This window comes from Streptomyces sp. NPDC006743, assembly GCF_040703815.1.
In the GTDB taxonomy this organism is placed as follows: Bacteria; Actinomycetota; Actinomycetes; order Streptomycetales; family Streptomycetaceae; genus Streptomyces.
Window position 1 is genome coordinate 134930 of record NZ_JBEYJA010000014.1, and the last position, 25284, is coordinate 160213.

At 71.5% G+C, this 25284-nt stretch carries 20 protein-coding genes and 5 tRNA genes; 15 read left to right on the forward strand and 10 right to left on the reverse strand.

Translation table 11 applies throughout. From position 1 onward, the window contains the following. The first annotated feature begins 20 nt into the window (after positions 1 to 20). The 3 genes from ABZ719_RS15020 to ABZ719_RS15030 all read left to right on the forward strand — a co-directional run bounded on the left by ABZ719_RS15020 (position 21) and on the right by ABZ719_RS15030 (position 4448). On the forward strand, positions 21 to 2432 hold the full coding sequence (locus tag ABZ719_RS15020; protein WP_366725624.1) for a polysaccharide lyase 8 family protein: 2412 nt from the start codon (positions 21 to 23) through the stop codon (positions 2430 to 2432). 151 nt (positions 2433 to 2583) lie between these two features. Continuing rightward, positions 2584 to 4179, forward strand: coding sequence for an acyl-CoA carboxylase subunit beta (locus ABZ719_RS15025; protein WP_366725625.1), 1596 nt, complete (start codon positions 2584 to 2586; stop codon positions 4177 to 4179). A gap of 74 nt (positions 4180 to 4253) precedes the next feature. After that, the gene (locus tag ABZ719_RS15030; RefSeq protein ID WP_366725626.1) at positions 4254 to 4448 is read left to right on the forward strand and encodes an acyl-CoA carboxylase epsilon subunit; all 195 of its coding nucleotides are present in this window, start codon (positions 4254 to 4256) and stop codon (positions 4446 to 4448) included. A gap of 67 nt (positions 4449 to 4515) precedes the next feature. On the opposite strand, the gene ABZ719_RS15035 is transcribed toward ABZ719_RS15030, so the two are convergent. From ABZ719_RS15035 to ABZ719_RS15070, 8 genes are all read right to left on the reverse strand, one after another. Beyond that, positions 4516 to 5106: an ATP/GTP-binding protein gene (locus ABZ719_RS15035; protein WP_037858015.1), complete on the reverse strand. Its 591-nt coding sequence runs from the start codon at positions 5104 to 5106 to the stop codon at positions 4516 to 4518. Further along, positions 5087 to 5653, reverse strand: a complete 567-nt coding sequence (locus tag ABZ719_RS15040) for a DUF742 domain-containing protein (RefSeq protein WP_037858013.1) — start codon at positions 5651 to 5653, stop codon at positions 5087 to 5089. The genes ABZ719_RS15035 and ABZ719_RS15040 overlap by 20 nt, the downstream gene beginning before the upstream one ends. A 97-nt stretch (positions 5654 to 5750) precedes the next feature. Continuing rightward, a complete protein-coding gene (locus tag ABZ719_RS15045; protein ID WP_004983065.1) occupies positions 5751 to 6164 on the reverse strand; it encodes a roadblock/LC7 domain-containing protein in 414 nt (137 codons plus the stop codon). A gap of 10 nt (positions 6165 to 6174) precedes the next feature. Then, on the reverse strand, positions 6175 to 9492 hold the full coding sequence (locus tag ABZ719_RS15050) for a nitrate- and nitrite sensing domain-containing protein (RefSeq protein ID WP_366725627.1): 3318 nt from the start codon (positions 9490 to 9492) through the stop codon (positions 6175 to 6177). Positions 9493 to 9923: 431 nt separating this feature from the next. Then, the gene (locus ABZ719_RS15055; RefSeq protein ID WP_037858010.1) at positions 9924 to 10499 is read right to left on the reverse strand and encodes an ATP/GTP-binding protein; all 576 of its coding nucleotides are present in this window, start codon (positions 10497 to 10499) and stop codon (positions 9924 to 9926) included. Next, entirely contained in the window at positions 10480 to 10878 is a 399-nt protein-coding gene (locus ABZ719_RS15060; RefSeq protein ID WP_009190816.1) for a DUF742 domain-containing protein, read from the reverse strand. The genes ABZ719_RS15055 and ABZ719_RS15060 overlap by 20 nt, the downstream gene beginning before the upstream one ends. A 111-nt stretch (positions 10879 to 10989) precedes the next feature. Further along, positions 10990 to 11403, reverse strand: coding sequence for a roadblock/LC7 domain-containing protein (locus tag ABZ719_RS15065; RefSeq protein WP_030382516.1), 414 nt, complete (start codon positions 11401 to 11403; stop codon positions 10990 to 10992). 9 nt (positions 11404 to 11412) lie between these two features. Then, a complete protein-coding gene (locus ABZ719_RS15070) occupies positions 11413 to 15612 on the reverse strand; it encodes a nitrate- and nitrite sensing domain-containing protein (RefSeq protein ID WP_366725628.1) in 4200 nt (1399 codons plus the stop codon). A gap of 602 nt (positions 15613 to 16214) precedes the next feature. Here ABZ719_RS15070 and ABZ719_RS15075 point away from each other — a divergent pair. The 9 genes from ABZ719_RS15075 (at position 16215) to ABZ719_RS15115 (ending at position 20440) form a co-directional block, all read left to right on the forward strand. Continuing rightward, a complete protein-coding gene (locus ABZ719_RS15075) occupies positions 16215 to 16403 on the forward strand; it encodes a hypothetical protein (protein WP_366725629.1) in 189 nt (62 codons plus the stop codon). Between the two features lie 248 nt (positions 16404 to 16651). Continuing rightward, a complete protein-coding gene (locus tag ABZ719_RS15080; RefSeq protein ID WP_366725630.1) occupies positions 16652 to 17437 on the forward strand; it encodes a fumarylacetoacetate hydrolase family protein in 786 nt (261 codons plus the stop codon). After that, positions 17421 to 18905, forward strand: coding sequence for a glutamate--tRNA ligase (gene gltX / locus ABZ719_RS15085; RefSeq protein ID WP_366725631.1), 1485 nt, complete (start codon positions 17421 to 17423; stop codon positions 18903 to 18905). The genes ABZ719_RS15080 and gltX overlap by 17 nt, the downstream gene beginning before the upstream one ends. Before the next feature lie 178 nt (positions 18906 to 19083). Beyond that, a complete protein-coding gene (locus ABZ719_RS15090) occupies positions 19084 to 19815 on the forward strand; it encodes an HAD family hydrolase (protein ID WP_366725632.1) in 732 nt (243 codons plus the stop codon). A 92-nt stretch (positions 19816 to 19907) separates the two neighbouring features. Continuing rightward, positions 19908 to 19979, forward strand: a tRNA-Gln gene (locus ABZ719_RS15095). A gap of 43 nt (positions 19980 to 20022) precedes the next feature. Further along, a tRNA-Glu gene (locus ABZ719_RS15100) sits at positions 20023 to 20095 on the forward strand. A gap of 62 nt (positions 20096 to 20157) precedes the next feature. After that, positions 20158 to 20230, forward strand: a tRNA-Glu gene (locus tag ABZ719_RS15105). A 21-nt stretch (positions 20231 to 20251) separates the two neighbouring features. Beyond that, positions 20252 to 20323: transfer RNA gene (locus tag ABZ719_RS15110), tRNA-Gln, on the forward strand. A 44-nt stretch (positions 20324 to 20367) separates the two neighbouring features. After that, positions 20368 to 20440 (forward strand) — tRNA-Glu (locus ABZ719_RS15115). A gap of 57 nt (positions 20441 to 20497) precedes the next feature. On the opposite strand, the gene ABZ719_RS15120 is transcribed toward ABZ719_RS15115, so the two are convergent. Next, positions 20498 to 21199: a MerR family transcriptional regulator gene (locus ABZ719_RS15120; protein ID WP_366725633.1), complete on the reverse strand. Its 702-nt coding sequence runs from the start codon at positions 21197 to 21199 to the stop codon at positions 20498 to 20500. 110 nt (positions 21200 to 21309) lie between these two features. On the opposite strand from ABZ719_RS15120, the gene ABZ719_RS15125 reads away from it, so the two are divergent. Beyond that, entirely contained in the window at positions 21310 to 21795 is a 486-nt protein-coding gene (locus ABZ719_RS15125) for a DUF4188 domain-containing protein (RefSeq protein ID WP_366725634.1), read from the forward strand. A gap of 418 nt (positions 21796 to 22213) precedes the next feature. Here ABZ719_RS15125 and ndgR read toward each other — a convergent pair whose 3' ends face one another. Beyond that, positions 22214 to 22930, reverse strand: a complete 717-nt coding sequence (ndgR, locus tag ABZ719_RS15130) for an IclR family transcriptional regulator NdgR (protein WP_366725635.1) — start codon at positions 22928 to 22930, stop codon at positions 22214 to 22216. A 188-nt stretch (positions 22931 to 23118) separates the two neighbouring features. On the opposite strand from ndgR, the gene leuC reads away from it, so the two are divergent. Then, entirely contained in the window at positions 23119 to 24549 is a 1431-nt protein-coding gene (gene leuC, locus ABZ719_RS15135; RefSeq protein ID WP_366725636.1) for a 3-isopropylmalate dehydratase large subunit, read from the forward strand. Positions 24550 to 24555: 6 nt separating this feature from the next. Continuing rightward, the gene (gene leuD / locus ABZ719_RS15140) at positions 24556 to 25149 is read left to right on the forward strand and encodes a 3-isopropylmalate dehydratase small subunit (protein ID WP_366725637.1); all 594 of its coding nucleotides are present in this window, start codon (positions 24556 to 24558) and stop codon (positions 25147 to 25149) included. Positions 25150 to 25284: the final 135 nt, after the last annotated feature.

Genomic DNA, 25284 nt, shown 5'->3' on the forward strand with positions numbered 1-25284 from the left:
CCCGCGACTAACCAGTCCCCATGACGAAGCATCAGCAAGGGACCCCCGCCCCCGGAGCCTTCGTACGACCCACCCGCCGCACGCTCCTGCTCACCGCCGCCCTCCTCGCGGCCGGCACCGCCCCCGCCGCGGCGCTCGGCACGCAGGGCGCCCCCGGCGCGACCGACGACCCCTTCGACGCCCTGCGCGCCCGCTGGCTCGCCATCGCCCTCGGCAGCGGCTACGACCCCGCCGCCGAGCCCTACGCCTCCCGGCTCGCCGAGACCGGCCGGCTGGCCCGCGGCTTCCAGGCCGCCATGGCCCCGGCCCCCGCCTCCCTGTGGCCCGGCCTCCCCTTCGATCCGCCCTCCGGCGTCACGGCCTCCTACGGCAGGCTGTGGACCATGGCCCGGGCCCACGTCCAGCCCGGCACCGGCTCCACCGGCGACCCCGCCCTCCTCGCGGACGTGCTGCGCGGCCTCGACCACCTCTCCGCCACCGTCTACCACCCCGGCACCACGCCCTACGGCAACTGGTGGGAGTGGCAGATCGGCAGCCCGCGCCTGCTCATGGACATCACGGCCGCCCTCCACGACCACCTGAGCGCCGCCCGGCTCGCCGCCGCCTGCGCCGCCGTCGACCACTTCGTCCCGGACGCGGTGCTGCGCGACTACTCCGGCACCTCCACCGGCGCCAACCGCGTCGACCTGTGCCGCAGCGTCGCCCTGCGCGGGGTCCTCGGCCGGTCGCCGGAGAAGATCGCGCTTGCTCGGGACGCCCTCTCGCCCGTCTTCCCGTACGTCACCACCGGCGACGGGCTCTACGCCGACGGGTCGTTCGTCCAGCACACCGACGTCGCCTACTCGGGAACGTACGGCCAGGTCATGCTCGACGGGCTCGGCCGGCTCTTCGCGCTGCTGGCCGGGTCCCCCTGGGAGGTCACCGACCCGAACCGGCAGAACATCCTCGACAGCGTCGAGCACGCCTACGCCCCGCTCATCCACGACGGACTCGTGATGGACAGCGTCAACGGCCGCGCGATCAGCCGGGGTCACCTCACCGGCGACGACCGGCACGTCCTGCGCAGCGACCACTTCCACGGGCAGGGACTGATCGCCGCCATCGCCCTGCTCGCCGAGGGCGCGAGCCCGGCCGAACGCGAGCGCTGGCACGCGCGCGTGAAGGGCTGGATCGAACGGGACACCGGCACTCCCCTCCTCACCGCCCCCCAGTTCGACGTAGCCGACCTCGCCCGGCTGCACGCGGTCGCCGACTCGCCCGTCGCCGCCGCCCCCGAACCACTGGGCCACCGCCTGTTCCCGGCCATGGACCGCGCCGTCCACCGTCGCCCCCGCTTCACCGCCGGCCTCTCCATGGCCAGCGACCGCATCACCTACTACGAGTGCGGCAACGGCGAGAACCCGCGCGGCTGGCACACCGGCGCCGGCATGCTCCTGTGGTGGGCGGCGGGCGAGCCCACCGACCAGTACACGGACTGGTTCTGGCCGACCGTCGACTGGTACCGGCTGCCCGGCACCACCGTCTCCACCAAGCGCCTCGCCGACCGCGCGGGCGGCGAGTGGGGCGCCTCCCGCCCCGGCGTCCGCTGGGTCGGCGGCACCACCGACGGCACGTACGCGGCGATCGGACAGCACGTCAAAGGGCTCGGCTCCACACTGGAAGCGCGCAAGTCCTGGTTCTTCACCGACGACGCCGTCATCTGCCTGACCGCCGGGATCACCTGCGCCGACGGCGTGCCGGTCGAGACCGTCGTCGACAACCGCAACCTGGGGGAGGGCGGCACCCAGGCCTTCGTCCGCGGGGACGGCTGGGCCCATCTGGAGGGGCACGGCGGCTGGGTGCTCCCCGCCACCGGCCACGGCCCCCGGGCCGGCCGCCCGGAGCTGAAGGCGCTGCGCGAGGACCGCACGGGCGCCTGGTCCGACATCAACACCACCAGCTCGCCCGAGCGCCGCACCCGGCGCTGGCAGACCCTCTGGATCGACCACGGCACCGACCCGGCCGACGCCTCCTGCGCGTACGTCCTCATGCCCGGCGCCTCCCGGCGGGCCGTCGCCGCGCGCGCCGCCGACCGGCACTGGACGACAGTCCTCGCCAACGACGCCGGCGGCCAGGGGATCTCCGTGCCCTCGCTCGGCCTGCTCGCCGCCACCTTCTGGCAGGCCGGTACGGTAGGACCCCTCACCGCGTCGGCGGGCGCCAGTGTGCTGGTCCGCCGTCAGGGCCGTACCGCTACGCTCTGCGTGAGCGAGCCGCCGCGCACCGGCGAGCCGCTGGAGATCGTCTGGGACACCCGGGGCCGTCCGGCGCACCGCGTGCTGCGGGCCGACGACACCGTCGAGGTGGTCCGGCGAGGCACCCATCTGGGTCTGCGTGTCACTCCGGGGAAGGCATGTGCCACCCACGAATGTGAGGTGGCTCTCGCACCCTGACTTTGTGTGACCTCTACAACGCCGATCCCCTCTGAGCAGTCGGAAAGGCTGCACGGCGCCCAGGTTCTGTTCAGTGGTACCAGGAAAACGGGCCGGAGACTGTACGGAGTCGACGGCTCGCTTTCCTTGGTGTCCTTCGTAAGGTCGCTACATGACCGTTTTGGAAGAGACGACGGGTGAGCCCACCGGCGAGCCGGCTGACGCGCGCGGCCGGGTCGCCGAGCTGCACGGGATCCGTGCGCAGGCGGTGGCGGGGCCGAGCGAGAAGGCGACCGCGGCGCAGCACGCGAAGGGCAAGCTGACGGCGCGGGAGCGGATCGAGCTGCTCCTGGACGCGGGGTCCTTCCAGGAGGTCGAGCAGCTGCGCCGGCACCGGGCGTCCGGCTTCGGCCTGGAGTCCAAGAAGCCGTACACCGACGGTGTGGTCACCGGCTGGGGCACGGTGGAGGGCCGTACGGTCTTCGTGTACGCCCACGACTTCCGGATCTTCGGCGGCGCGCTGGGCGAGGCGCACGCGACGAAGATCCACAAGATCATGGACATGGCGATCGCGGCGGGTGCGCCGCTGGTGTCGCTGAACGACGGCGCGGGCGCCCGCATCCAGGAAGGCGTCTCGGCGCTGGCCGGGTACGGCGGCATCTTCCAGCGCAACACGAAGGCGTCCGGCGTCATCCCGCAGATCAGCGTGATGCTCGGCCCGTGCGCGGGCGGTGCGGCCTACAGCCCGGCGCTGACGGACTTCGTGTTCATGGTCCGTGAGACCTCGCAGATGTTCATCACCGGTCCGGACGTGGTCAAGGCCGTCACGGGCGAGGAGATCACGCAGAACGGGCTGGGCGGCGCGGACGTGCACGCCGAGACGTCGGGCGTGTGCCACTTCGCCTACGACGACGAGGAGACCTGCATCGCCGAGGTCCGCTACCTCCTCTCCCTGCTCCCGCAGAACAACCGCGAGAACCCGCCCCGCGTGGAGTGCTCCGACCCCGCCGACCGCCGCTCCGACGTGCTCCTCGACCTGGTCCCGGCCGACGGCAACCGGCCGTACGACATGACCAAGGTGATCGAGGAGATCGTCGACGACGGCGAGTACCTGGAGGTCCACGAGCGCTGGGCGCGCAACATCGTCTGCGCGCTGGCCCGGATGGACGGCCAGGTCGTCGGCCTCATCGCCAACCAGCCGCAGGTCCTCGCCGGTGTCCTCGACATCGAGGCGAGCGAAAAAGCTGCGCGCTTTGTCCAGATGTGTGACGCTTTTAACATTCCGATCGTCACTCTGCTGGACGTGCCGGGGTTCCTCCCCGGTGTCGACCAGGAGCACGGCGGGATCATCCGGCACGGCGCGAAGCTGTTGTACGCGTACTGCAACGCCACGGTGCCGCGGATCTCGCTGATCCTGCGCAAGGCGTACGGAGGTGCGTACATCGTGATGGACTCCCAGTCGATCGGCGCGGACCTGACGTACGCCTGGCCGACCAACGAGATCGCGGTGATGGGCGCGGAGGGCGCGGCCAACGTCATCTTCCGCCGTCAGATCGCCGACGCTCCCGACCCCGAGGCCATGCGGCAGAAGATGGTCAAGGAGTACAAGGCCGAGCTGATGCACCCCTACTACGCCGCCGAGCGCGGTCTCGTGGACGACGTCATCGACCCGTCCGAGACCCGGGAGGTCCTCATCCGCTCGCTGGCGATGCTGCACACCAAACACGCCGACCTGCCCTCCCGCAAGCACGGCAACCCGCCGCAGTGACCGCGACGGCCGCCCTCACCCGGCGGCCGTGCCGCGGTCGTCCCGCGGACCCCTCAGCCACGGAGACCACACCCATGGACATGCCTGACATCCGCGTCGAGAAGGGCCACGCCGAGCCCGAGGAAGTCGCCGCCCTGACGGCCATACTCCTGGCCCGCGCGGCGGCCCGCCCCGCCGAGACCGCCCCGGCCCACCACGGCCGCCCCCGGGCCCGCTGGCGCCGCCTGGAGCGCGAGAACGGCTTCCGCGCCCCGCACAGCTGGCACTGACCCGCACGACGACGAAGGGTCCCTCTCCCGGGAGAGGGACCCTTCGTCGTCGTCTCGCGCCGTGCGGCTACCGCAGCCGGGCCATGAGTGCGTGCTCGACCAGCGTGATCAGCGTCGACTTGGCGTCCGCGCGGTGGCGGGCGTCGGTGGTGATGATCGGGGTGTCCGGGCCGATCTGCAGGGCCTCGCGGACCTCGTCGGGACCGTAGGGCTGGTTGCCGTCGAATCCGTTGAGGGCGATGACGAACGGCAGCCCGCTGTTCTCGAAGTAGTCGACGGCGGGGAAGCAGTCGGCGAGCCTCCTCGTGTCGACCAGCACGACGGCGCCGATCGCGCCGCGCACCAGGTCGTCCCACATGAACCAGAAGCGGTCCTGGCCGGGCGTGCCGAACAGGTAGAGGATCAGGTCCTGGTCGAGGGTGATGCGGCCGAAGTCCATGGCCACCGTGGTGGTGGTCTTGTCCCCGGTGTGGGTGAGGTCGTCGATGCCCGCCGACGCAGACGTCATGACGGCCTCTGTGCGCAGCGGGTTGATCTCCGAGACGGCGCCGACGAACGTGGTCTTGCCCACGCCGAAGCCGCCCGCCACCACGATCTTCGCGGAGGTGGTGGAGCGACTCTGAGAAACCGGCCCTCCGCTAGAGCTTGCGAAGTCCACTGAGCACCCTTTCGAGCAGTGTCACGTCTGGCTGGCCGCCGGCGTTCTCGTCGCCGCCGGGCTGATGGATGGCGACCAGGCCCGCCTCCGCCAAGTCGGCGACGAGGATCCTGGCCACGCCGAGAGGAATCGTCAGCAGGGCCGAGATCTCGGCCACCGACTTGATCTCGCGGCACAGATGGCAGATCCGCTGATGTTCGGGCAACTGGCCCTGCATCTGGTGCGGTTGCGCGGTGGTGTGCACCAGGGCCTCGATGGCGAGCTGGTACCGGGGCCTGGTGCGGCCGCCCGTCATGGCGTACGGGCGGACCAGCGGGTTGTTCGACGCCGCGGGCGCCGGCTCAGGGGTGCGTCGCTGCGGCTGCACCGGCTGGATGCGCGGTGCCGGCGGCTGGTCGTACGGCGAAGGGCCGGGACCCTGCGGGGCGTACGGCTGCTGGTGGTAGGGGGAGGGGTAGGCGTACGGGTTCGCCTGGCCGTCGCCGTGGCCCTGCGCGGGGCCGTACGACCAGTTGCCCGAGGACGAACCGCCTGGGTGTGTTGCCACTCTTACTCCTCCTCCGACTGCGCCGGGCACCCAACCGAGTGGAAGCCGCGTCCCGAAACCTTACGGCCCCGGGACACCGCGACGCACCGTCTGTCTTTCAGTTGAGAAGGCTTCCCTGGAGTTCGGCGCGCAGGTCCGGGGTCAGGACCGTGCCCGCGCGATCCACCAGAAGGGCCATTTCGTACCCGATGAGACCGATGTCCGCTTCAGGGTGGGCAAGTACGGCGAGGGACGAACCGTCGGAGATGGACATGATGAAGAGGAATCCCCGCTCCATCTCCACAACCGTCTGGTTCACGCTGCCGCCCTCGAAGATGCGCGAGGCACCCGCGGTCAGCGACGTCAGACCGGAGGCGACGGCCGCGAGCTGGTCGGCACGGTCGCGGGGGAAGCCTTCGGACATCGCCAGAAGGAGTCCGTCGGCGGAGACCACCACCGTGTGGGACACCCCGGGGGTGTTGTCCACGAAGTTGGTGATCAACCAGTTCAGGTTCTGTGCCGCCTGGCTCATCGGGCTCACACTAACGCTCCTGGTTGTAGGTGCTGTCAGGACCACTGTGTTCATTCCTTGTGGCCTGGCCGTTCTTTTCACTTCCTGCGCTGCGTCCCCGCTGTACGCCCTGGCGCAGGTTGCTCAACCTGCCCCGGACGTCCTCGGGGGCGCGGGAGACCTGTGGGCCGCCCTGCGGGGTCGATTCCGCGGTGCCCTCGACCAGGTTGGCCTTGGGCACCCGGCGCGGCAGGCCGGAGGAGGTGACCCCGCCCGCCTTGGGCTTCTTGAGCTGCGAGGCCTGCTGCCACCGCTCGTCGTTGGCCGAACGCCAGCCGCTGCCGCCGCTGCCGTCGTTGCCGCCGGCGGCCGGGTCCGGCGTCTGACGGGGCGCGGGCCCCGTGCCGTTCGCACCGCCGGCCGGGGAGCCGCGGCGCGGCAGGCCGGCGTCGGTCAGCTCGTGGCCGGCCGGGGAGGCCGGGTCCGGTCCGTCGAAGCCTACGGCTTGAGCGTCCCGCCCGTCAGTGGCCTGCGCCGATTCCGCTTGCGGAGCGTACTGGTCCGCGTAGTTGTTCGGATAGCCGTCCGCCTGCGGCCAGTCGTCCTGGTAGGGCTGGGCCTGGAAACCGGCGTACGGGTCGGCGGCGGCGCCCGCCTGCTCCTGCTGCCCCGGCTCCGCGTAGGCGGCCGGGTCCGGGTAGCCGGCGTCCGTGGCGTACCCGCCGTTTCGCGGCACCCCGCCGTCCGGCGCGTAGTACGTCTGCTCGTACGACGGCTGCCCCTGCGGCTCGTACGCCGTCTGCTGCTGCTCGTCGTAGGCCGTGCGCTGGTCGTAACCGGGCTGCTGCGCGGGGAAGACCGTCCCACCGGTGTCGTACGGCTGCTGTCCCGTGTCGTACGCCTGCTGCTGCCCGGCGCCGTACGGCTGCTGCTGTCCGGTGTCGTACGCCGGCTGCCGGCCGGTGGTGTCGTCGGCGTGGGCGGGCGCCCCGGGAGCGGCCGCCTGGTCCGGCGTCTGGGCCTCCAGGGTCGCCCGGCGCTCCTCGCGCTTGAGGGAACGGCCGACCGGGTCGAGGTCCCGGATGTCGTCGGGCACCTCGCCGTAGCGGCTGTCGTCGAAGCCGAGTTCCGCGGCCGTGCGCATCGGTGGAAGCTGGCTGCCGCCGAAGCCCTCACCCTGGAACTGCTGCTCGGGGATGATCTGCGGCACGGTGAACTCGCCGCCGTCCACGCCCTGTTCGCCGCCGCCGCCGTGCGTGATGGCGTCGGGCAGCATGACCAGCGAGGTGGTTCCGGCCTGCTCGCCCGAGGGGCGCAGCTGGACCCGGATGCCGTGCCGGTCGGCGAGGCGGCCGACCACGAACAGGCCCATGCGCTGGGAGATCGCGACGTCCACGGTGGGCGGGTTGGCCAGCTTGTGGTTGATGTCCGCGAAGTCCTCGGCGGTCAGGCCGATGCCCTTGTCGTGGATCTCGACCATGACCCGGCCGTCCGGCAGCCGGGTCGCGGTGACGCGGACCTTGGTCTGCGGCGAGGAGAACGTGGTGGCGTTCTCCAGCAGCTCGGCCAGCAGGTGCACGAGGTCGGTGACGGACCGGCCGTGGATCTCCGCCTCCGGGACACCGGACAGCTCGATGCGCTCGTACTGCTCCACCTCGGAGGAGGCGGCGCGCAGCACGTCCACCAGCGGGACCGGCTGGTCCCAGCGGCGGCCGGGCTCCTCGCCCGCGAGGACCAGGAGGTTCTCGCCGTTGCGGCGCATACGGGTGGCCAGGTGGTCCAGGCGGAAGAGGTTCTCCAGCTGGTCGGGGTCGGCCTCGTTGTTCTCCAGGTCGGTGATCAGGGTCAGCTGGCCCTCGATCAGCGACTGGTTGCGGCGCGAGAGGTTGGTGAAGATGGCGTTGATGTTGCCCCGCAGCAGGGCCTGCTCGGCGGCGAGCCGGACGGCCTCGCGGTGCACCTGGTCGAAGGCGCGGGCGACTTCGCCGATCTCGTCGGTCGAGGTGATCGGGATCGGCGCGACCCGGGTGTCGACCCGGCCGGGGTCGGTGCGGGAGAGCTGGTCGACCAGCATCGGCAGGCGCTGCTCGGCGATGCCGAAGGCGGCGTTGCGCAGCCGGCGCATGGAGCGGCTCATCTGGCGGGCCACCAGGCCGGCCAGGAGGAAGGCGGCGAGCAGGGCGACGACGACGACGGCACCGGTGATGAACGTCGACTGCTTGGCGTCGTCGGCGATGCCGGCGGCCTCGTCCACCGCGGTGTCGGCCATGTCCGACTCGATCTTGCGGTAGGCGTCGAACTTGAGGGTGTTGACGGCCCACCAGTTCTGCGCGGTGACGCCCTTGGCGGCCAGCGCCTGGCGGGTGGCGGGACCGGTGTCCTTCAGCGTGGCGAGCGCCGTGACCATCTTCTGCGGGTCGGACGGCGGGGGCACGTAGCCGGCGTCCTTGCCCTTGGCGTCCTGCGCCATCTCCGCGGCCCTGGTCTGGATGTCCTTCTTCTGCGCGTCCAGCTTGTCCGCGTCGGCCTGGGTGCCGCCGCCGAGGTACTCCTCGACGGCGATGTTCTCCAGGTAGGCGTAGGAGGACAGTGCGATGCGCTGGCTGGCCAGGTTGCCGTCGTCCGGACCCGGCTTGATCAGCAGGTGCATGCCGATCGAGCGTTCCAGCGACAGGGCCGCCTTGGTCAGGGAGATGGCGTAGACCGTGCGGCCGTAGGAGGTGATGTTGCCGGTGCCCAGGCCCAGCTCGTTGGCGAACTCCATCAGCGGGTGCGCGACCTGGACGTAGCCCTCCTCGGTCTGCACGCCGTTCAGCTTGGAGGTGTACGCGGCGGCGCGCAGCGACCGCAGCTGCGGCTCGGTCTCCCGGAACAGCTTCAGCCGGCGCTCCAGGCCGGCCTTGTGCGGCATGTTCTCGGCGGCCTTGTCGAAGGCGTCGGCGGCCTGGTCGGTGAGGTGCCGGGCCTGGGCGACGGCCGAGTCGTTCGCACCCTTGCCCTGGAGCAGGGGAGCGGCGCTGGTGTCGCGCTCGTTGTAGAGGGCGTTGGCGTAGGTCAGCGAGGCCCGTACCAGGCGTGCGGTGTTCTCGGCGTCCTGGGCGTCCTGCCAGGTGTCGATGGAGCTCTTGACCTGGAAGCCGCCCATGACGAGGCCGACCAGCACGGGTATGAGCAGGATCGCGTTCAGCCGGGTGGGCACCCGCCAGTTGCGCGGGGAGAGGCGCCCGCCGCTCGGCGGGGGAGTGTCGGCCGGCTCCGAACCGGGCACGTGTGCCGGCGCCGCGCCGCGCTGCGGCGGGGTGAAGTTGCCCCGTGCCGACGGCTCGGGGCCGTTCTTGCTTCGCCTCACTCGACCAACAACCTCTCGGCGGCCGGCACCCAACTGTTGTGCCGCAGTGTCTCAGAGCCCCGTCCGGCGCGGACGGACATCAGGACCGGAGGGAACCGGGGTACCGATGAGTACGTCTTCGACCATGGGGCAGTTCAGGCATTCCAGCACGCCGACATGCGCTCTTCCAAACAGTGGAAACCACCGATTCGAAGTGATGTAAGTCCCAGATAAAACGGTCATAAAGAGCGAGCCGCGTCAAATGGCGGGACGCTCATGTGCGCAGCGAGACCACATGTGTGCGACGCGTGGCGGTGCCACCCGATTCCTCTGCCGAAACGTTATGAACACCGGGGCCGGCCGTGTCCAAGGACACAGCCGGCTCCGGTGCGTCTACGGCAACTGCCGTACAGCCCTGCCGACTTGGGCGCTATGCGAAATGTGTCCCGGTGTTACCTCAGCCGGGCCATGAGCGCGTGCTCGACCAGCGTGATCAGCGCCGACTTGGCGTCCGTGCGGTGCCGGGCGTCGGTGGTGATGATCGGTGCGTCGGGCCCGATCTGCAGCGCCTCGCGGACCTCGTCCGGCGTGTACGGCTGCTGGCCGTCGAAGCCGTTGAGGGCGATGACGAACGGCAGCCCGCTGTTCTCGAAGTAGTCGACCGCGGGGAAGCAGTCGGCCAGGCGCCGGGTGTCCACGAGCACCACCGCGCCGATCGCGCCGCGCACCAGGTCGTCCCACATGAACCAGAAGCGGTCCTGGCCGGGCGTGCCGAACAGGTACAGGATCAGGTCCTGGTCGAGGGTGATGCGGCCGAAGTCCATGGCCACCGTGGTGGTGGTCTTGTCCCCGGTGTGCGTGAGGTCGTCGATGCCCGCCGAGGCGGACGTCATCACGGCCTCGGTGCGCAGCGGGTTGATCTCCGAGACGGCACCGACGAAGGTCGTCTTGCCGACGCCGAAACCACCCGCCACCACGATCTTCGCGGAGGTGGTGGCCCGGCCCCCGTCAGAGCTTGCGAAGTCCACTGAGCACCCTTTCGAGCAGCGTCACATCCGGTGCGCCGCCGTTGTTCTCGTCGCCGCCCGGCTGGTGGATGGCCACCAGACCGGCCTCGGCCAGGTCCGCGACGAGGATCCGCGCCACACCCAGCGGCATCGCCAGGAGCGCCGACACCTCGGCGACGGATTTCACCTCGCGGCACAGATGGCAGATCCGCTGGTGCTCCGGGAGCAGTCCCATCAGCGCTGCCGGGTCGGCCGTGGTGCTGATCAGCGCCTCGATGGCGAGCTGGTAGCGCGGCCGGGTCCGGCCGCCGGTCATCGCGTACGGACGAACCAGCGGCTGGTCGCCCTCGTCCCCGTACGGCTCGGCGTACGGATCATGATGGGCGGTGGGCGGGGTCATGAATCCTCCGGGCGGGACAGCAAGTCGGTCGGGCAAGCCGTCGGACGGGGCCGGTGGGGGGATTGTGGCGGCCGGACGGTGATTTGGTGACGCGGGTGGTGCCGGGGCCGGTCAGTGGAGCAGACTGCCCTGTAGTTCGGCGCGCAGGTCGGGCGTGAGGACGGCCCCCGCGCGGTCGACGAGCAGCGCCATCTCGTAGCCGACGAGGCCGATGTCGCACTCCGGGTGGGCCAGTACCGCGAGGGACGACCCGTCCGAGATGGACATCAGGAACAGAAAGCCGCGCTCCATCTCCACGACCGTCTGCGCCACGTTGCCGCCCTCGAAGATCCGGGACGCCCCGGCGGTCAGCGAGGTGAGGCCGGACGCGACGGCTGCGAGCTGGTCGGCGCGGTCACGCGGGAAGCCTTCGGACATCGCCAGAAGAAGTCCGTCCGCGGACACCACGACGGTGTGGGACACCCCCGGGGTGTTGTCCACGAAGTTGGTGATCAACCAGTTGAGGTTCTGTGCCGCCTGGCTCATCGGGCTCAACTAACGCTCCTGCTGGTGAGTGGGGCTCGGGAAGCTGCCCGTCTGGCCGGTACCGGCCTGACGACCCTGTGCGATGCCCCGACGGAGATTGGTCAGCCGGCCGCGTACGTCGTCGGGCGAACGCGAGACCTGCGGACCGTTCTGGTGCTGTTGCTGCTGAGCCGTGCCCGGGACGAGGTTCGCCCTGGGCACCCGGCGCGGCAGGCCGGAGGTGGTGACGCCGCCCGCGGCCGGCTGCCGTACGCGTTCTGCCTGCCGGACGAGTTCGTCGTTCGGCGAGCTGCGCCAGGCGGAGGTTGCGGGACGCTGGGGGGCGGAAGGTGCCTGGGGGGCCGCGGGCGCCTGCGGGGCCTGCGGCTGCGGGGGCTGGGAGCCCGCCTGCTGCTGTTCGCCGCGGAACCAGTTGGTCTCCAGGGTGTCGTACAGCGGCGTGCGGCCGTCGCCCGGGCCCGCGGCCGGCGGCAGCGCCCACCCGTCGCCCTGAGCGCGCTGCTCGTCGGGCCGCTGCTGCTGCGGGGCCGGCGGGCGCGGGGCGCCGAAGTCGGCCGGCCCGGACGGCTGGGGACGCTCGAACTGACCGGTGGCCGACGGGTCCTGACGGCCCGGCAGCGAAGGCCGGCCCGCACCGTCCTGACCGGCCTGCGGGAACTGGCCCGTGGTGCCGTTGTCGTAGCCCTGCGGGGCGGTGAACTGGCCCGTGGTGCCGTTGTCATAGCCCTGCGAGGTGGCGAACTGGCCGGTGGTGCCGTTGTCGTAGCCCTGCGCGGTGGGGAACTGGCCCGTGGTGCCGTTGTCGTAGCCCTGGGGGGCGGCGAACTGGCCCGTGGTGCCGTTGTCGTAGCCCTGCGCGGTGGGGAACTGGCCGGTGGAGCCGTTGTCGTAGCTCTGCGGGGCGGCGAACTGGCCCGTGTCCGACGGGTTGCCCGGTGCCGCACCCGGCGCGTTGCGCTGCCCCGGGTTCTGCGGGGTGGGCGCCGCCTGGCCGAAGATGTCCGAGCGGACGAACGAACCCGTGTTCTGCCCGGCGTCCCCGGTCGGTGCCGGGAACTGCCCGGTGGACTGCGGGTCGTTCGCCTGCGGGCGCCGCGCGTCGAAACCGGGCCGGGCGAAGCCCGCCGGGTCCGCCGCGCCGGGAGCCTGACGGCCCTCCGGACCGGGGAGCACCGGCATCTCCGCCGTGGCACCCGGACCCTGGTGGTCCTCGATGCGCGGCATGCGGGAGGTCTGCGCCTGCTCCGCCTCGTCGTGACCGCGCGGAGTGTCGAGGGCGGCCGGCCCTGCCGTGTTCTCGTTGCCCCAACTCGGCGTCCGCGGCTGCGGGTTGCCGCCCGGCAGCTCCGCGCGCGGACCACCGCGCGACGGCAGCTGCGGCTGCCTGCCCTGTTCGCCGCCCTCAGCCCGCCGCGGGGGCAGCCCGCCGCGTCCGCCGCCGAAGACGTCCGTCCGGCCGCCGTCCGCGAAGCCCTGCTGCTGCTGTTCGCCGGTGCGCCGGCCGTCGCCGGAACCGGGACGCCCCTCGCCCTGCCGTCCGTCGCCGAAGCCCTGGGGACCGCCGGAGCCCGCACGGCCGCCGCCCGGCTGCTGACCCTCACCGAAGGCCTGCCGTCCGTCGCCCTGCCGTTGGTCGCCGAAGCCCTGGGGGGCACCGGGGCCCGCGGCCTGAAGACCCTGCGGCCCGCCCGGTGCGCGTCCGCCGAAGCCGGACCCGGCACCCGCCGGTTCCGGACGGCCCTGCTGGGGCCGGCCCTGCTGCGGCAGGCCCGGACCCTGCGGCCCGCGCGCTCCGCCCGGACCGGCGGGACCGCCCGGACGGCCGCCCGTACCGGGCAGCGCGGCCCGCGGACCCTGGCCGGCCCCGACCTGACCACGCTGGGCACCCGGGCCGAGCCGGCCCGAGCCGCCCGCAGGCGCGCCCGCGCCGAGGGCCGGACCGCCCTGCTGGCCGTTCTGGCGCCGCGCCGCCGCCGCGCCCGCCGCGGCGGCCGCTGCCGCCGGGCCGCCCGCGGACGGGCCGCCGGGCTTGCCGGGGGCCGGCTTCTTGCCGCCCTGGGCGACGTCCACCGGCAGCATGACGAGCGCCGTCGTACCGCCGGAGTCCGACGGACGCAGCTGGATGCGGATGCCGTGCCGCTGGGAGAGCCGGCCGACCACGAAGAGGCCCATGCGGCGGGAGACGGAGACGTCCACGGTGGGCGGCGAGGCGAGCCGCTCGTTGATCGCGGCGAGGTCCTCGGGGGAGAGGCCGATGCCGGTGTCGTGGATCTCGATCAGGACGCGGCCGTCGGGCAGCGCGTGACCGGTGACCTTGACCTTGGTCTGCGGCGAGGAGAACGAGGTCGCGTTCTCCAGCAGCTCGGCGAGCAGGTGCACGAGGTCGTTGACGACGCGGCCGGCGACCTCGGTGGTCGGCACGGAGGCCAGCTCGATGCGCTCGTACTGCTCCACCTCGGAGGCGGCGGCGCGCAGCACGTCGACCAGCGGGACCGGACGCGTCCAGCGCCGGCCCGGCTCCTCGCCCGCGAGGACGAGGAGGTTCTCGCCGTTGCGGCGCATACGGGTGGCGAGGTGGTCGAGCTTGAACAGCGAGGACAGCTGGTCCGGGTCGGCCTCGCGGGACTCCAGCTCGGAGATGAGCGAGAGCTGGCGCTGGATCAGGCCCTGGGAGCGGCGCGAGAGGTTGGTGAACATCGCGTTGACGTTGCCCCGCAGCAGGGCCTGCTCGGCGGCGAGGCGGACCGCCTCGCGGTGCACCTCGTCGAAGGCCGCGGCCACCTGGCCGATCTCGTCCCGGGAGTGCACACCGACCGACTCCACGGACGTGTCGACGTCCTGCGGGTCGGACTCGGACAGCTGCTTGACCAGCTCGGGCAGACGGTCCTGGGCGACCTTGGTCGCGGTGTCCTGGAGCCGGCGCAGCGAGCGGATCATGGAGCGGGCCACGACGAAGGCGCCGACCAGCGACACACCGAGGACGAGGAGGATCAGCGCACCGGAGATGATGGCGTCGCGCTCGGTGGCGCTGCGCAGCTCACGGGCCTTCTGTTCCATCTCCTCGAGCAGCGTGTGCTCGATCTTCTTCATCTGCTCGATCTTCGTCGAGCTGTCGTCCACCCAGTCGCGGTAGGAGCGCTTGGTCTGCTGGTCCAGACCCGAGCTGCTGTCCAGGGCGCGCTTGGCGTAGGTGTCCGCCGACTGGATGGTCGGGTTGCCCTCCTCCATGGGCTTGATCAGCTCTTCCGCACCGTCGCCGTAGATGTTGCGGAAGCTGTTGATCTCGGAGGTCTGGCTGTCGAGCGCCGACTGCGCGTACAGCCGGTCGTTCTCGGAGAGGTTGGCCGCGGAGGTGTTGTTGGCGGGCAGCGCGGCGGCGATGACGGCTCGCTGGATGGAGGCGTACTCCTTGGCGGAGGAGAACGCGGACAGCGCGCGGGTGCGCTGGATCATCTCCGGGTTGCTGGTCGCCTCGGCCATGTCCTGGGAGAGGCTGAGCAGCTCGGTGATGAGCCGGTGGTAGGCCTCGACGGTCTGGGTCGAGTTCTTCTCGTGCGCGTACGCCGTCTTGCGGATGCTGCCGAGGTGGTTCAGCTCGCTGGCGAGGCCGACGAGCGTCTCGCGGACACCCTGGAGGTTGCCGCCCTTGCTGGCGCTGTCGATCTCCTCGGAGGCGGCGAGGAAGTTCTCCGTGGCCCGGTCGGTCTTGTCCCGGAAGCCCTTGACGGTGATCGCGCTCGCGCTGGAGGGGTGCGACAGCGGGCCGGCGGACTGGTCGCGCTCCTCCTGGAGCGCGGCGGCCAGCTCGGTGGCCTGCTTGGTCATGTCCGTCAGCAGCTTCATGTTGTCGAGCTGCTGGATGTCGTCCAGGTTCTGGTTGATGCGCAGCGCACCGAGGGTGGTGGCCGCGATCACGGGGAGCGCGAGCAGGGACACCAGGCGGGTGGAGATGCGCCAGTTGCGCAGGGCCACGCGGGAGCCGGGGCCGACGGGGGCCGGGCTCTTGGCGGACTTGGCCGCGGGGGCGGCCTCCGGCTTCGCCGAGGCCGAAGGTGCTGCGCCGCCGGAGCGCGCGGCGCCGTCGCCGGACGGGGCGGGGCCCTGGTTCTGGGCGTGCTGGGGCGAGGAACTGACGGCCTTGGGGCCAGTCCCGCCGTGCGGCTCCGGCTCCGCCGAAGCGCTGCCATCCCTCTTGAAACGTCCCTGCACTAGCGTCGCAACCTCTGGACCAGGCGCCTTTCCACGCGAGCGGAAAGGCGGTGTCGGCGTCGTGGGAAGCGCCCTGAAAACGCTCCCCGGTGGTCGTGAGTGACCGGCGCTGGTTCCCCCTATCTCGCCGCCCACTCGGCGCTGCGTTGCGCCCCCTGCGCGCCGGCTCGATCCCGCGGCGGTCCGTGGCATTCCAGCACAGTGCAGGATCTCCAACAAGGCATGTGGGCCAGCCCGTGACCTCTGTGACAGCGCGTGAGGAGCGGGTTACGAGATGTGGAAAGTGACCTCCCCTATACCGGACATATCTCTACGAGCCGATGAGCCGCCACAGGTGTCCCAGTCGCGATGATCGGGAGCGGAATGACGGCTTCAGGTGGTTGATGTCCGTTTTATCGGGGTCAACCCCGGCCAGGAATTGTCCGGATTGTCGAGGGTGCCGTGAGCAAACTCACATGGAGATCACGGTCTCTTCACGTCGTGGGCCGGGAATTGCACGTTTAGCCTGACGCTTTACATAAGGCGTGCAACTGCCCACCCGCGCCCGCGCGGGGGTCCCGAGGCCCTCCAGGCGCCTGTACACGACAAGGTCTGCTACCACCGTGAAGACGACGATGATGTTCCGCACCATAGCCAACCCCCGGCGCACCACGCTGGCGCACCTGGAGGACGCCGAAGCGCTGGAGACGCCTCAGCTGCCGGAACACTCCGTCTCCCTGCCCGCCCAGACCGCCAACCCCCGGCGCACCGTCCTCATGGAGATCCCGGTCGCGGCCACGGCCGCGGAATAGCCGCTCACGGCCACGGCGCGGCCGGCCGCCGCGCAGACCGCGCCCGCCCGGGGGGGGGCGGCCCCCGGACGAAGCCGCGCAGCCGCCCGAGAGCCACAGCGGGACAGGGGCGCCCCCTCGCGAAGGGGCGCCCCTTCGTCATGTACGCACCTGCCGTGCCGCACCCCGATGCGCGAGGCGCGGGCCGCCCGCCGCGTTAGCCTGGAGCGTCAGACTCCAGCCAGCTCAGTCAAGGGGCCAAGCAACCCGTGCGCATCGCCAGGTTCTCCATCGACGGGAACGTCGCCTTCGGCGCGGTCGAGGGCGACCAGCCGGACCAGCTCGTCCTCGACATCATCAAGGGCATCCCGTTCGCGGACTTCGAGCTCTCCGGCACCAAGGTGCCGCTGAGCAAGGTGCGGCTGCTGCCGCCGGTGCTGCCCAACAAGGTCGTCGCCTTCGGCCGCAACTACGCCGAGCACGCCCGCGAACTCGGCAACGAGGTGCCCGACGCCCCGTTCGCCTTCTTCAAGCCCTCCACCTCGGTCATCGGCCCCGGCGACCCCATCCAGTACCCCTCCTTCACCGAGGAACTGCACCACGAGGCCGAGCTGGCCGTCGTCATCGGCCGCATGTGCCGCGAGGTCCCGCGCGACCGCGTCCAAGACGTGATCCTCGGCTACACCTGCGCCAACGACATCACCGCCCGCGACGTCCAGCGGCGCGAGAAGCAGTGGGCCCGGGCCAAGGGCTTCGACAGCTCCTGCCCGCTCGGCCCCTGGGTGGAGACGGACCTCGACCTCGCCGCCGCGGCCGACCTGACCATCCAGCTCACCGTCAACGGCGAGCAGCGGCAACTGGGCCGCACCAGCGAGATGATCCACCCCATCGAGGATCTGATCGTCAACATCTCCGAGGCCATGACGCTGCTCCCCGGCGACGTGATCCTCACGGGCACCCCGGCAGGGGTCGGCCCCCTCAGCGTCGGCGACGAGGTCGCCGTCACCATCGAAGGCATCGGCACTCTCACCAACAAGGTTGTCAAGCGTGGCTAGCGCACCAGTCCGTGTCCGTTTCTGTCCCTCGCCCACCGGTAACCCCCACGTGGGGCTGGTCCGCACCGCCCTGTTCAACTGGGCGTTCGCCCGCCACCACCAGGGCACCCTCGTCTTCCGCATCGAGGACACCGACGCGGCCCGCGACTCCGAGGAGTCGTACCAGCAGCTGCTGGAGGCGATGCGCTGGCTGGGCTTCGACTGGGACGAGGGTCCCGAGGTCGGCGGCCCGCACGCGCCGTACCGCCAGTCGCAGCGCATGGACCTCTACAAGGACGTCGCCCAGAAGCTCCTGGACGCCGGCCACGCCTACCGCTGCTACTGCTCCCAGGAGGAGCTGGACAGCCGCCGCGAGGCCGCCCGCGCCGCCGGCAAGCCGTCCGGCTACGACGGCCACTGCCGTGAGCTGAGCGCCGAGCAGGTCAGGCAGTACGAGGCCGAGGGCCGCGCCCCGATCGTCCGCTTCCGCATGCCCGACGAGACGATCACCTTCGACGACCTGGTGCGCGGCGAGATCACCTACCTCCCCGAGAACGTCCCGGACTACGGCATCGTCCGCGCCAACGGCGCCCCGCTGTACACGCTCGTCAACCCGGTCGACGACGCCCTCATGGAGATCACCCACGTCCTGCGCGGCGAGGACCTGCTCTCCTCCACCCCGCGCCAGATCGCCCTGTACAAGGCGCTGATCGAGCTGGGCATCGCCAAGGAGATCCCCGCCTTCGGCCACCTGCCCTACGTCATGGGCGAGGGCAACAAGAAGCTCTCCAAGCGCGACCCGCAGTCCTCGCTCAACCTGTACCGCGAGCGCGGCTTCCTGCCCGAGGGACTGCTCAACTACCTCTCCCTGCTGGGCTGGTCGCTCTCCGCCGACCAGGACGTCTTCTCGGTCGAGGAGATGGTCGCGGCCTTCGACGTCAAGGACGTCAACCCCAACCCGGCCCGCTTCGACCTCAAGAAGTGCGAGGCGATCAACGCCGACCACATCCGCCTGCTCGACGTGAAGGACTTCACCGAGCGCTGCGCGCCCTGGCTGACCGCCCCCTTCGCCCCCTGGGCGCCGGAGGACTTCGACCAGGCCAAGTGGCAGGCCATCGCCCCGCACGCGCAGACCCGCCTGAAGGTGCTCTCCGAGATCACCGACAACGTCGACTTCCTCTTCCTGCCCGAGCCGGTCTTCGACGAGGCGAGCTGGACGAAGGCGATGAAGGAGGGCAGCGACGCGCTCCTGCGCACGGCCCGCGAGAAGCTGCAGGCGGCCGACTGGACGTCCGCGGACTCCCTGAAGGAGGCCGTCCTGGCCGCCGGTGAGGCGCACGGCCTCAAGCTCGGCAAGGCGCAGGCCCCGGTCCGCGTCGCCGTCACCGGCCGCACGGTCGGCCTGCCGCTCTTCGAGTCCCTGGAGGTCCTGGGCCAGGAGAAGACGCTGGCCAGGATCGACGCGGCCCTGGCGAGGCTCGCGGCCTAGGCCCTGCCCGGCCGGTCACGGCACAGACAAGGGGCGGCACCCGGACCTCCGGGCGCCGTCCCTTCGCCGTCCCGGCGGACGCGGGTGCGCCGTCCCTTCGCCGTCCCGGCGGACGCGGGTGCGCCGCCCTTCCCCGTTCCGGCGGACGCGGGCGGCCTCCCGGCGTTACGGTCGGATCATGAGCATTCGCGCGGTGGTCTGGGACGTGGACGACACCCTCTTCGACTACACGAGCGCGGACCGCGCCGGCATGCGCGCCCACCTGGTGGCCGAGGGCCTGCTCGCCGGGTACGGCTCCGCGGAGGAGGCCCTGGTGCGCTGGCGGGAGATCACCGACCGGCAGTGGGCCCGCTTCGCGGCCGGCGAGGTGGACTTCGTCACACAGCGGCGCGACCGCACCCGCGTCTTCCTGGGCCGCGACCTCACGGACGCCGAGGCCGACGCCTGGTTCGACCGCTACGTGGCGCACTACGAGGCCGCCTGGGCGCTCTTCCCGGACGTGCTGCCCGTCCTCGACGCCCTGGCCGCCAGCCACCGGCACGCGGTGCTGTCCAACTCCAGCCTCCTCGTCCAGGACCGCAAACTGCGCGTCCTCGGCGTGCGCGAACGTTTCGAGGCCGTGCTGTGCGCCGCCGAGCTGGGCGTCTCCAAGCCCGAGGCCGACGCCTTCCTCGCGGCCTGCGAGGCCCTGCGCCTGCCCCCGCACGAGGTGGCGTACGTCGGCGACCACCCGGAGATCGACGGACGCGGCGCCGCCGACGCCGGGTTGCTCTCGGTGTGGATCGACCGCGGCGGTGCCCTCGCGACGCTGGACCCGCCCGCCGGGCCGCGCCGCATCGCCTCCCTCTCCGAACTGCCCGCGCTGCTGCGCGCCGATACTCGTTTTGGAGCCCCGTCCACCTTCAGGTAATGTTCTTCCTGCGCCGCGGGGAGCGGGCCGGAAGGCCGGAAACCCGAGGACGCAGTACTAGAACAAGAACCCCGCAGGGGCTTGCGTTCCAGTGGCCTATGGTGTAATTGGCAGCACGACTGATTCTGGTTCAGTTAGTCTTGGTTCGAGTCCAGGTAGGCCAGCTCGCAGACGCTTCAGTCTGCACCCGCGGATCTCATCCGCAAAGCCCCCGTTGTGTAGCGGCCTAGCACGCTGCCCTCTCAAGGCAGTAGCGCCGGTTCGAATCCGGTCGGGGGTACAGATCCTTCCCGCGGGGACGGTCAGGGTAGCTCCCGCCGACCTCGATGCAGGATCGCTAGGGCCCCCGTTGTGTAGCGGCCTAGCACGCCGCCCTCTCAAGGCGGTAGCGCCGGTTCGAATCCGGTCGGGGGTACTGACTGGTCTAAACCATCATTGGTCTATGGTGTAATTGGCAGCACGACTGATTCTGGTTCAGTTAGTCTTGGTTCGAGTCCAGGTAGACCAGCTCGGACCTGCGGCGGTGCAGTATTGAACGCCTGCAGTGTCCACGCCCCCGTTGTGTAGCGGCCTAGCACGCCGCCCTCTCAAGGCGGTAGCGCCGGTTCGAATCCGGTCGGGGGTACATCGCAGAAGAAGGGCCCTCCCTCGGGAGGGCCCTTTTCTTCTTCCCCCCTCCCTGTCACCTGCTGTCGAACCGGCGGTGCGACTCCTCGGCCTCCGCCAGCCGGCGCAGGCTGAGCAGCACCGGCTCGTACAGCACGGTCAGCGCCACGGCGGCCTCCACCTGCTCGTCGGGCGTCCCGTACCGCTCCACCAGATCCAGGTCACTGGCGGCGATCCGCTCCATCGCGCGCGCGTACGGCTCCAAGTCGTCGGCGGCACAGGGATAGCCGAGCCGGGAGAGCGCGGTGATCGCGGTCACCAGCATCGCGTACGCCGGCGGGAGCGGCGCCCCGCCGTCCGCCCCGCCGTCCGCCCCGCCGTCCGCCCCGCCGTTCGCCCGGCCCCTCGTCTCGGCGTACGCCGACCAGCCGATCCGCTCCAGGAGTTCATCCGCGGTGCGCCGGGCCGCCTCGGTGGCCGGGTCCCTCTCGTCGGGCGCGGGGCCGTGCGGCAGGGCCCACACGGCCGTGCCGAGGCGCTGGCTGCGGTCCAGGTCCTCGTCCGCCAGCGCGGCGAGCACCTCACGCGCCGACTTCACGGGGATCCGCCCCACCTGGATCAGGGCGCGCACCAGCCGCAGCCGCCGCAGGTGCTCCTCGTCGTACTCCGCCTCCGTGGTCGTGACCCGGCGGCCGGGGTGCAGCAGCCCTTCCCGCAGGTAGTACTTGATCGTCGCCCGCGAGACCCCGCTGCGCGTGCTCAGCTCCGCCAGTCGCATGCCGTTGCCGTGGCCTTTCCCGCTTGCCTCGTTCGTTGGAGAGTGGCACGATCCAATCATGGATAGCGCGGCTATCCAGTAGGTCGGCCGAGGGGAGAGGGGAATCGCTCATGAGCGACAAGCCGATCGAGGGGCGGATGACCGCGGCGAGCGGGAGCGGGGTGGTGGTCTTCCTCATCGGGATGAGGATCAACGACTTCACCGCGGTGCGCAGTTGGTGGCCGGTGGCCCGGGCCATGGCTCCGATGCTCCGGGAACTGAAGGAGGACGGGGACAGCGGACTGCTCGGCGTGAAGACCCTGCTGGCCGGGCCGCGGGAGACGTACCTGGTGCAGTACTGGGAGTCGAAGGAGAAGCTCCTCGCCTACGCCGCCGCCCCCGACCGTAGTCACCGTCCCGCCTGGGCCGCCTTCAACCGCAGGCTGCGCGAGGGCAGGGGCAAGGTCGGCTTCTGGCACGAGACGTACGTCGTCCCTGCCGGCTCGCACGAGGCCGTCTACGTCAACATGCCCCCGTACGGCCTGGCCCGGGCCACGGAGGTCGTCCCGGTGGGCCGCAAGGGAGAACGGGCGGGGGAGCGCCTGCGGATGGCGTGAGGCGGGCCGGAAGAGGGGGCGGCGCCGGGCGGAACGGTGACGCTCGGCCGGGGGAGCCGTGGCCGGTCCCGACGGCTGCGCGGAGTGAGGGTGGAGTCATGGCCGGCCCCGATGGCGGGGCCGCCGGGGCTCTCACCGGTGCGGCACGGCGGACCTCATCGCCGGGACGGTTCGGGCGGTGCCGCGGCTCTCCCGGGGCACCGCCTGCCGCTCACCACGCGGGACACACTCGCCACGCAGGCCACCACAGCCACGTCTGCCCCCGCTGCCGCGGGAAGGCGGCGGCGGGGGCAGACCGGGCTCGGGCCGGGAGGGGTGGACGGGGCAAGGAACGTACGGCGTCCGCAGAAGGGCCTGCCGCGGCGTTGAGGCCGGTCCTTCGCGCAGACGCGGGGGGTGGGGCTGGCCGGAGCCCGGGTCAGCCGGAGCGGCGCAGCGCCTCGGAGAGGCGGGCGGCGGCGTCGATGACGGCCTGGGCGTGCATCCGGCCGGGGTGGCGCGACAGGCGCTCGATGGGGCCGGAGACGGACACGGCGGCCACCACGCGGTTCGACGGGCCGCGCACCGGGGCGGAGACGGACGCGACGCCCGGCTCGCGCTCACCGATCGACTGGGCCCAGCCCCGGCGCCGCACGCCCGACAGGGCGGTCGCGGTGAAGCGGGCCCCCTGCAGGCCGCGGTGCAGCCGCTCCGGTTCCTCCCAGGCCATCAGCACCTGGGCCGACGAACCCGCCTTCATGGTGAGCGTCGAACCGACCGGGACCGTGTCCCGCAGACCGGACAGCCGCTCCGCCGCCGCCACGCAGATGCGCATGTCGCCCTGGCGGCGGTAGAGCTGCGCGCTCTCACCCGTGACGTCACGGAGGTGGGTGAGCACCGGACCGGCCGTGGCGAGGAGACGGTCCTCACCGGCCGCGGCGGCCAGTTCCGCGAGGCGGGGGCCGAGAATGAAACGGCCCTGCATGTCGCGCGCGACCATGCGGTGGTGCTCCAGGGCCACGGCCAGCCGGTGGGCCGTGGGTCGTGCCAGTCCGGTCGCCGCGACCAGACCCGCGAGGGTGGCCGGACCGGACTCCAGGGCGCTCAGGACAAGGGCTGCCTTGTCCAGGACGCCGACGCCGCTACTGTTGTCCATGAAACGATACTCGCGTCTCACTCTGTGAAACGCAAGTTCAATTTTCCGTGGAACGCGCCACCCTGGAAGACACAGCGGCCCGTGGACCGGCGGGCCCGGCGGCGGCTGCCCTTGAGGGGGGACGCGGGTGCCGCCACCCCAAGATCTAGTTGGGCCGGCGCCCCGTGCGTCCGGCCGGAGGGAAAGCGATGGGTAGGACACTCGCGGAGAAGGTCTGGGACGACCACGTCGTCCGGCGCGCCGAGGGCGAGCCCGACCTCCTCTTCATCGATCTGCACCTGCTGCACGAGGTGACCAGCCCCCAGGCCTTCGACGGCCTCCGCAAGAGCGGGCGCGGTGTGCGCCGGCTCGACCTGACCATCGCCACCGAGGACCACAACACCCCCACCCTCGACATCGACAAGCCCATCGCGGACCCGGTCTCCCGCGCCCAGCTGGAGACCCTGCGCAAGAACTGCGCCGACTTCGGTGTCCGTCTGCACCCGCTGGGCGACGTCGAGCAGGGCGTCGTGCACGTGGTCGGCCCCCAGCTGGGGCTGACCCAGCCCGGCACCACCGTCGTCTGCGGCGACTCGCACACCTCCACGCACGGCGCGTTCGGCGCGCTGGCGTTCGGCATCGGAACGTCGCAGGTGGAGCACGTGCTCGCCACCCAGACGCTGCCGCTGGCCCGCCCGAAGACCATGGCGATCACCGTCGACGGCGAACTGCCCGAGGGCGTCACCGCCAAGGACCTGATCCTGGCGATCATCGCGAAGATCGGCACCGGCGGCGGCCAGGGCTACATCCTGGAGTACCGCGGCTCCGCCATCGAGAAGCTCTCGATGGAGGCCCGGATGACCATCTGCAACATGTCGATCGAGGCCGGCGCCCGCGCCGGCATGATCGCCCCCGACGAGACGACCTTCGCCTACCTGAAGGGCCGCCCGCACGCCCCCGAGGGCGAGGAGTGGGACGCGGCGGTCGCGTACTGGAAGACACTGCGCACGGACGACGACGCCGAGTTCGACGCCGAGGTGGTCATCGACGCCGCCGAGCTGTCCCCGTTCGTCACCTGGGGCACCAACCCCGGCCAGGGCGCACCGCTTTCCGCGCGGGTCCCCGACCCGGCTTCGTACGAAGACGCCTCGGAGCGACTGGCCGCCGAAAAGGCCCTGGAGTACATGGGGTTGGACGCCGGTCAGCCGCTGCGCTCCATCAAGGTGGACACCGTCTTCGTAGGCTCCTGCACCAACGGCCGCATCGAGGACCTGCGCGCCGCCGCCGGCATCGTGCGGGGCCGCAAAGTCGCCGAGGGCGTACGGATGCTGGTCGTGCCGGGTTCCGCACGGGTGGGCCTCCAGGCCGTCTCCGAGGGTCTGGACGTGGTCTTCAAGGAGGCCGGCGCCGAGTGGCGGCACGCGGGCTGCTCGATGTGCCTGGGCATGAACCCGGACCAGCTGGCCCCGGGAGAGCGCTCCGCCTCCACCTCCAACCGCAACTTCGAGGGCAGGCAGGGCAAGGGCGGCCGTACGCACCTGGTGTCGCCGCAGGTCGCCGCCGCCACCGCGGTCCTCGGTCACCTGGCCTCCCCGGCCGACCTGTCCGACGCCGACGTCCCCACGCCCGCTGGAGTCTGATCAGCCATGGAAGCATTCACCACGCACACCGGCCGGGCCGTCCCGCTGCGCCGCAGCAACGTCGACACCGACCAGATCATCCCCGCCCACTGGCTCAAGAAGGTCACCCGCGACGGGTTCGAGGACGGGCTGTTCGAGGCCTGGCGCAAGGACCCCGAGTTCGTGCTCAACCGCCCCGAGCGGCAGGGCGCCACCGTCCTGGTCGCCGGCCCGGACTTCGGCACCGGGTCCTCCCGCGAGCACGCCGTCTGGGCGCTGCAGAACTACGGCTTCAAAACCGTGATCTCCTCCCGCTTCGCCGACATCTTCCGGGGCAACTCGCTGAAGAACGGCCTGCTCACGGTGGTCCTGGAGCAGCAGACCGTGGACGCGCTGTGGGAGCTGACCGAGAAGGACCCGACGGCCGAGATCACGGTGGACCTCCAGGCGCGTGAGGTGCGCGCCGAGGGGATCACCGCCTCCTTCGAGCTGGACGAGAACTCCCGCTGGCGGCTGCTGAACGGCCTGGACGACATCTCGATCACCCTGCAGAACGAGGACGAGATCGCCGCCTACGAGGCGAAGCGTCCCTCCTTCAAGCCGCGGACCCTCCAGGTCTGACCCGGACGTCGAGTTTCGGCCACGCCGGACGCCGCTGTACCCCCGATCGCCACGATCGGGGGTACAGCCGTTTCCGGGCCCTCCCCTTTCGGAACGCCGCCGGGGAGCGCGCCAACTTCCCACGTTAGGACGGTT

Coding starts and splice junctions, on each gene's coding strand:
- ABZ719_RS15065 (WP_030382516.1), bottom strand. CDS start 11,403: ATGAGCCAGGCGGCACAGAACCTCAACTGGTTGATCACCAACTTCGTG.
- leuD (WP_366725637.1), top strand. CDS start 24,556: ATGGAAGCATTCACCACGCACACCGGCCGGGCCGTCCCGCTGCGCCGC.
- ABZ719_RS15060 (WP_009190816.1), bottom strand. CDS start 10,878: ATGACCCCGCCCACCGCCCATCATGATCCGTACGCCGAGCCGTACGGG.
- ABZ719_RS15030 (WP_366725626.1), top strand. CDS start 4,254: ATGGACATGCCTGACATCCGCGTCGAGAAGGGCCACGCCGAGCCCGAG.
- ABZ719_RS15025 (WP_366725625.1), top strand. CDS start 2,584: ATGACCGTTTTGGAAGAGACGACGGGTGAGCCCACCGGCGAGCCGGCT.
- ABZ719_RS15020 (WP_366725624.1), top strand. CDS start 21: ATGACGAAGCATCAGCAAGGGACCCCCGCCCCCGGAGCCTTCGTACGA.
- ABZ719_RS15120 (WP_366725633.1), bottom strand. CDS start 21,199: ATGCGACTGGCGGAGCTGAGCACGCGCAGCGGGGTCTCGCGGGCGACG.
- ABZ719_RS15045 (WP_004983065.1), bottom strand. CDS start 6,164: ATGAGCCAGGCGGCACAGAACCTGAACTGGTTGATCACCAACTTCGTG.
- leuC (WP_366725636.1), top strand. CDS start 23,119: ATGGGTAGGACACTCGCGGAGAAGGTCTGGGACGACCACGTCGTCCGG.
- ABZ719_RS15090 (WP_366725632.1), top strand. CDS start 19,084: ATGAGCATTCGCGCGGTGGTCTGGGACGTGGACGACACCCTCTTCGAC.
- ABZ719_RS15125 (WP_366725634.1), top strand. CDS start 21,310: ATGAGCGACAAGCCGATCGAGGGGCGGATGACCGCGGCGAGCGGGAGC.
- ndgR (WP_366725635.1), bottom strand. CDS start 22,930: ATGGACAACAGTAGCGGCGTCGGCGTCCTGGACAAGGCAGCCCTTGTC.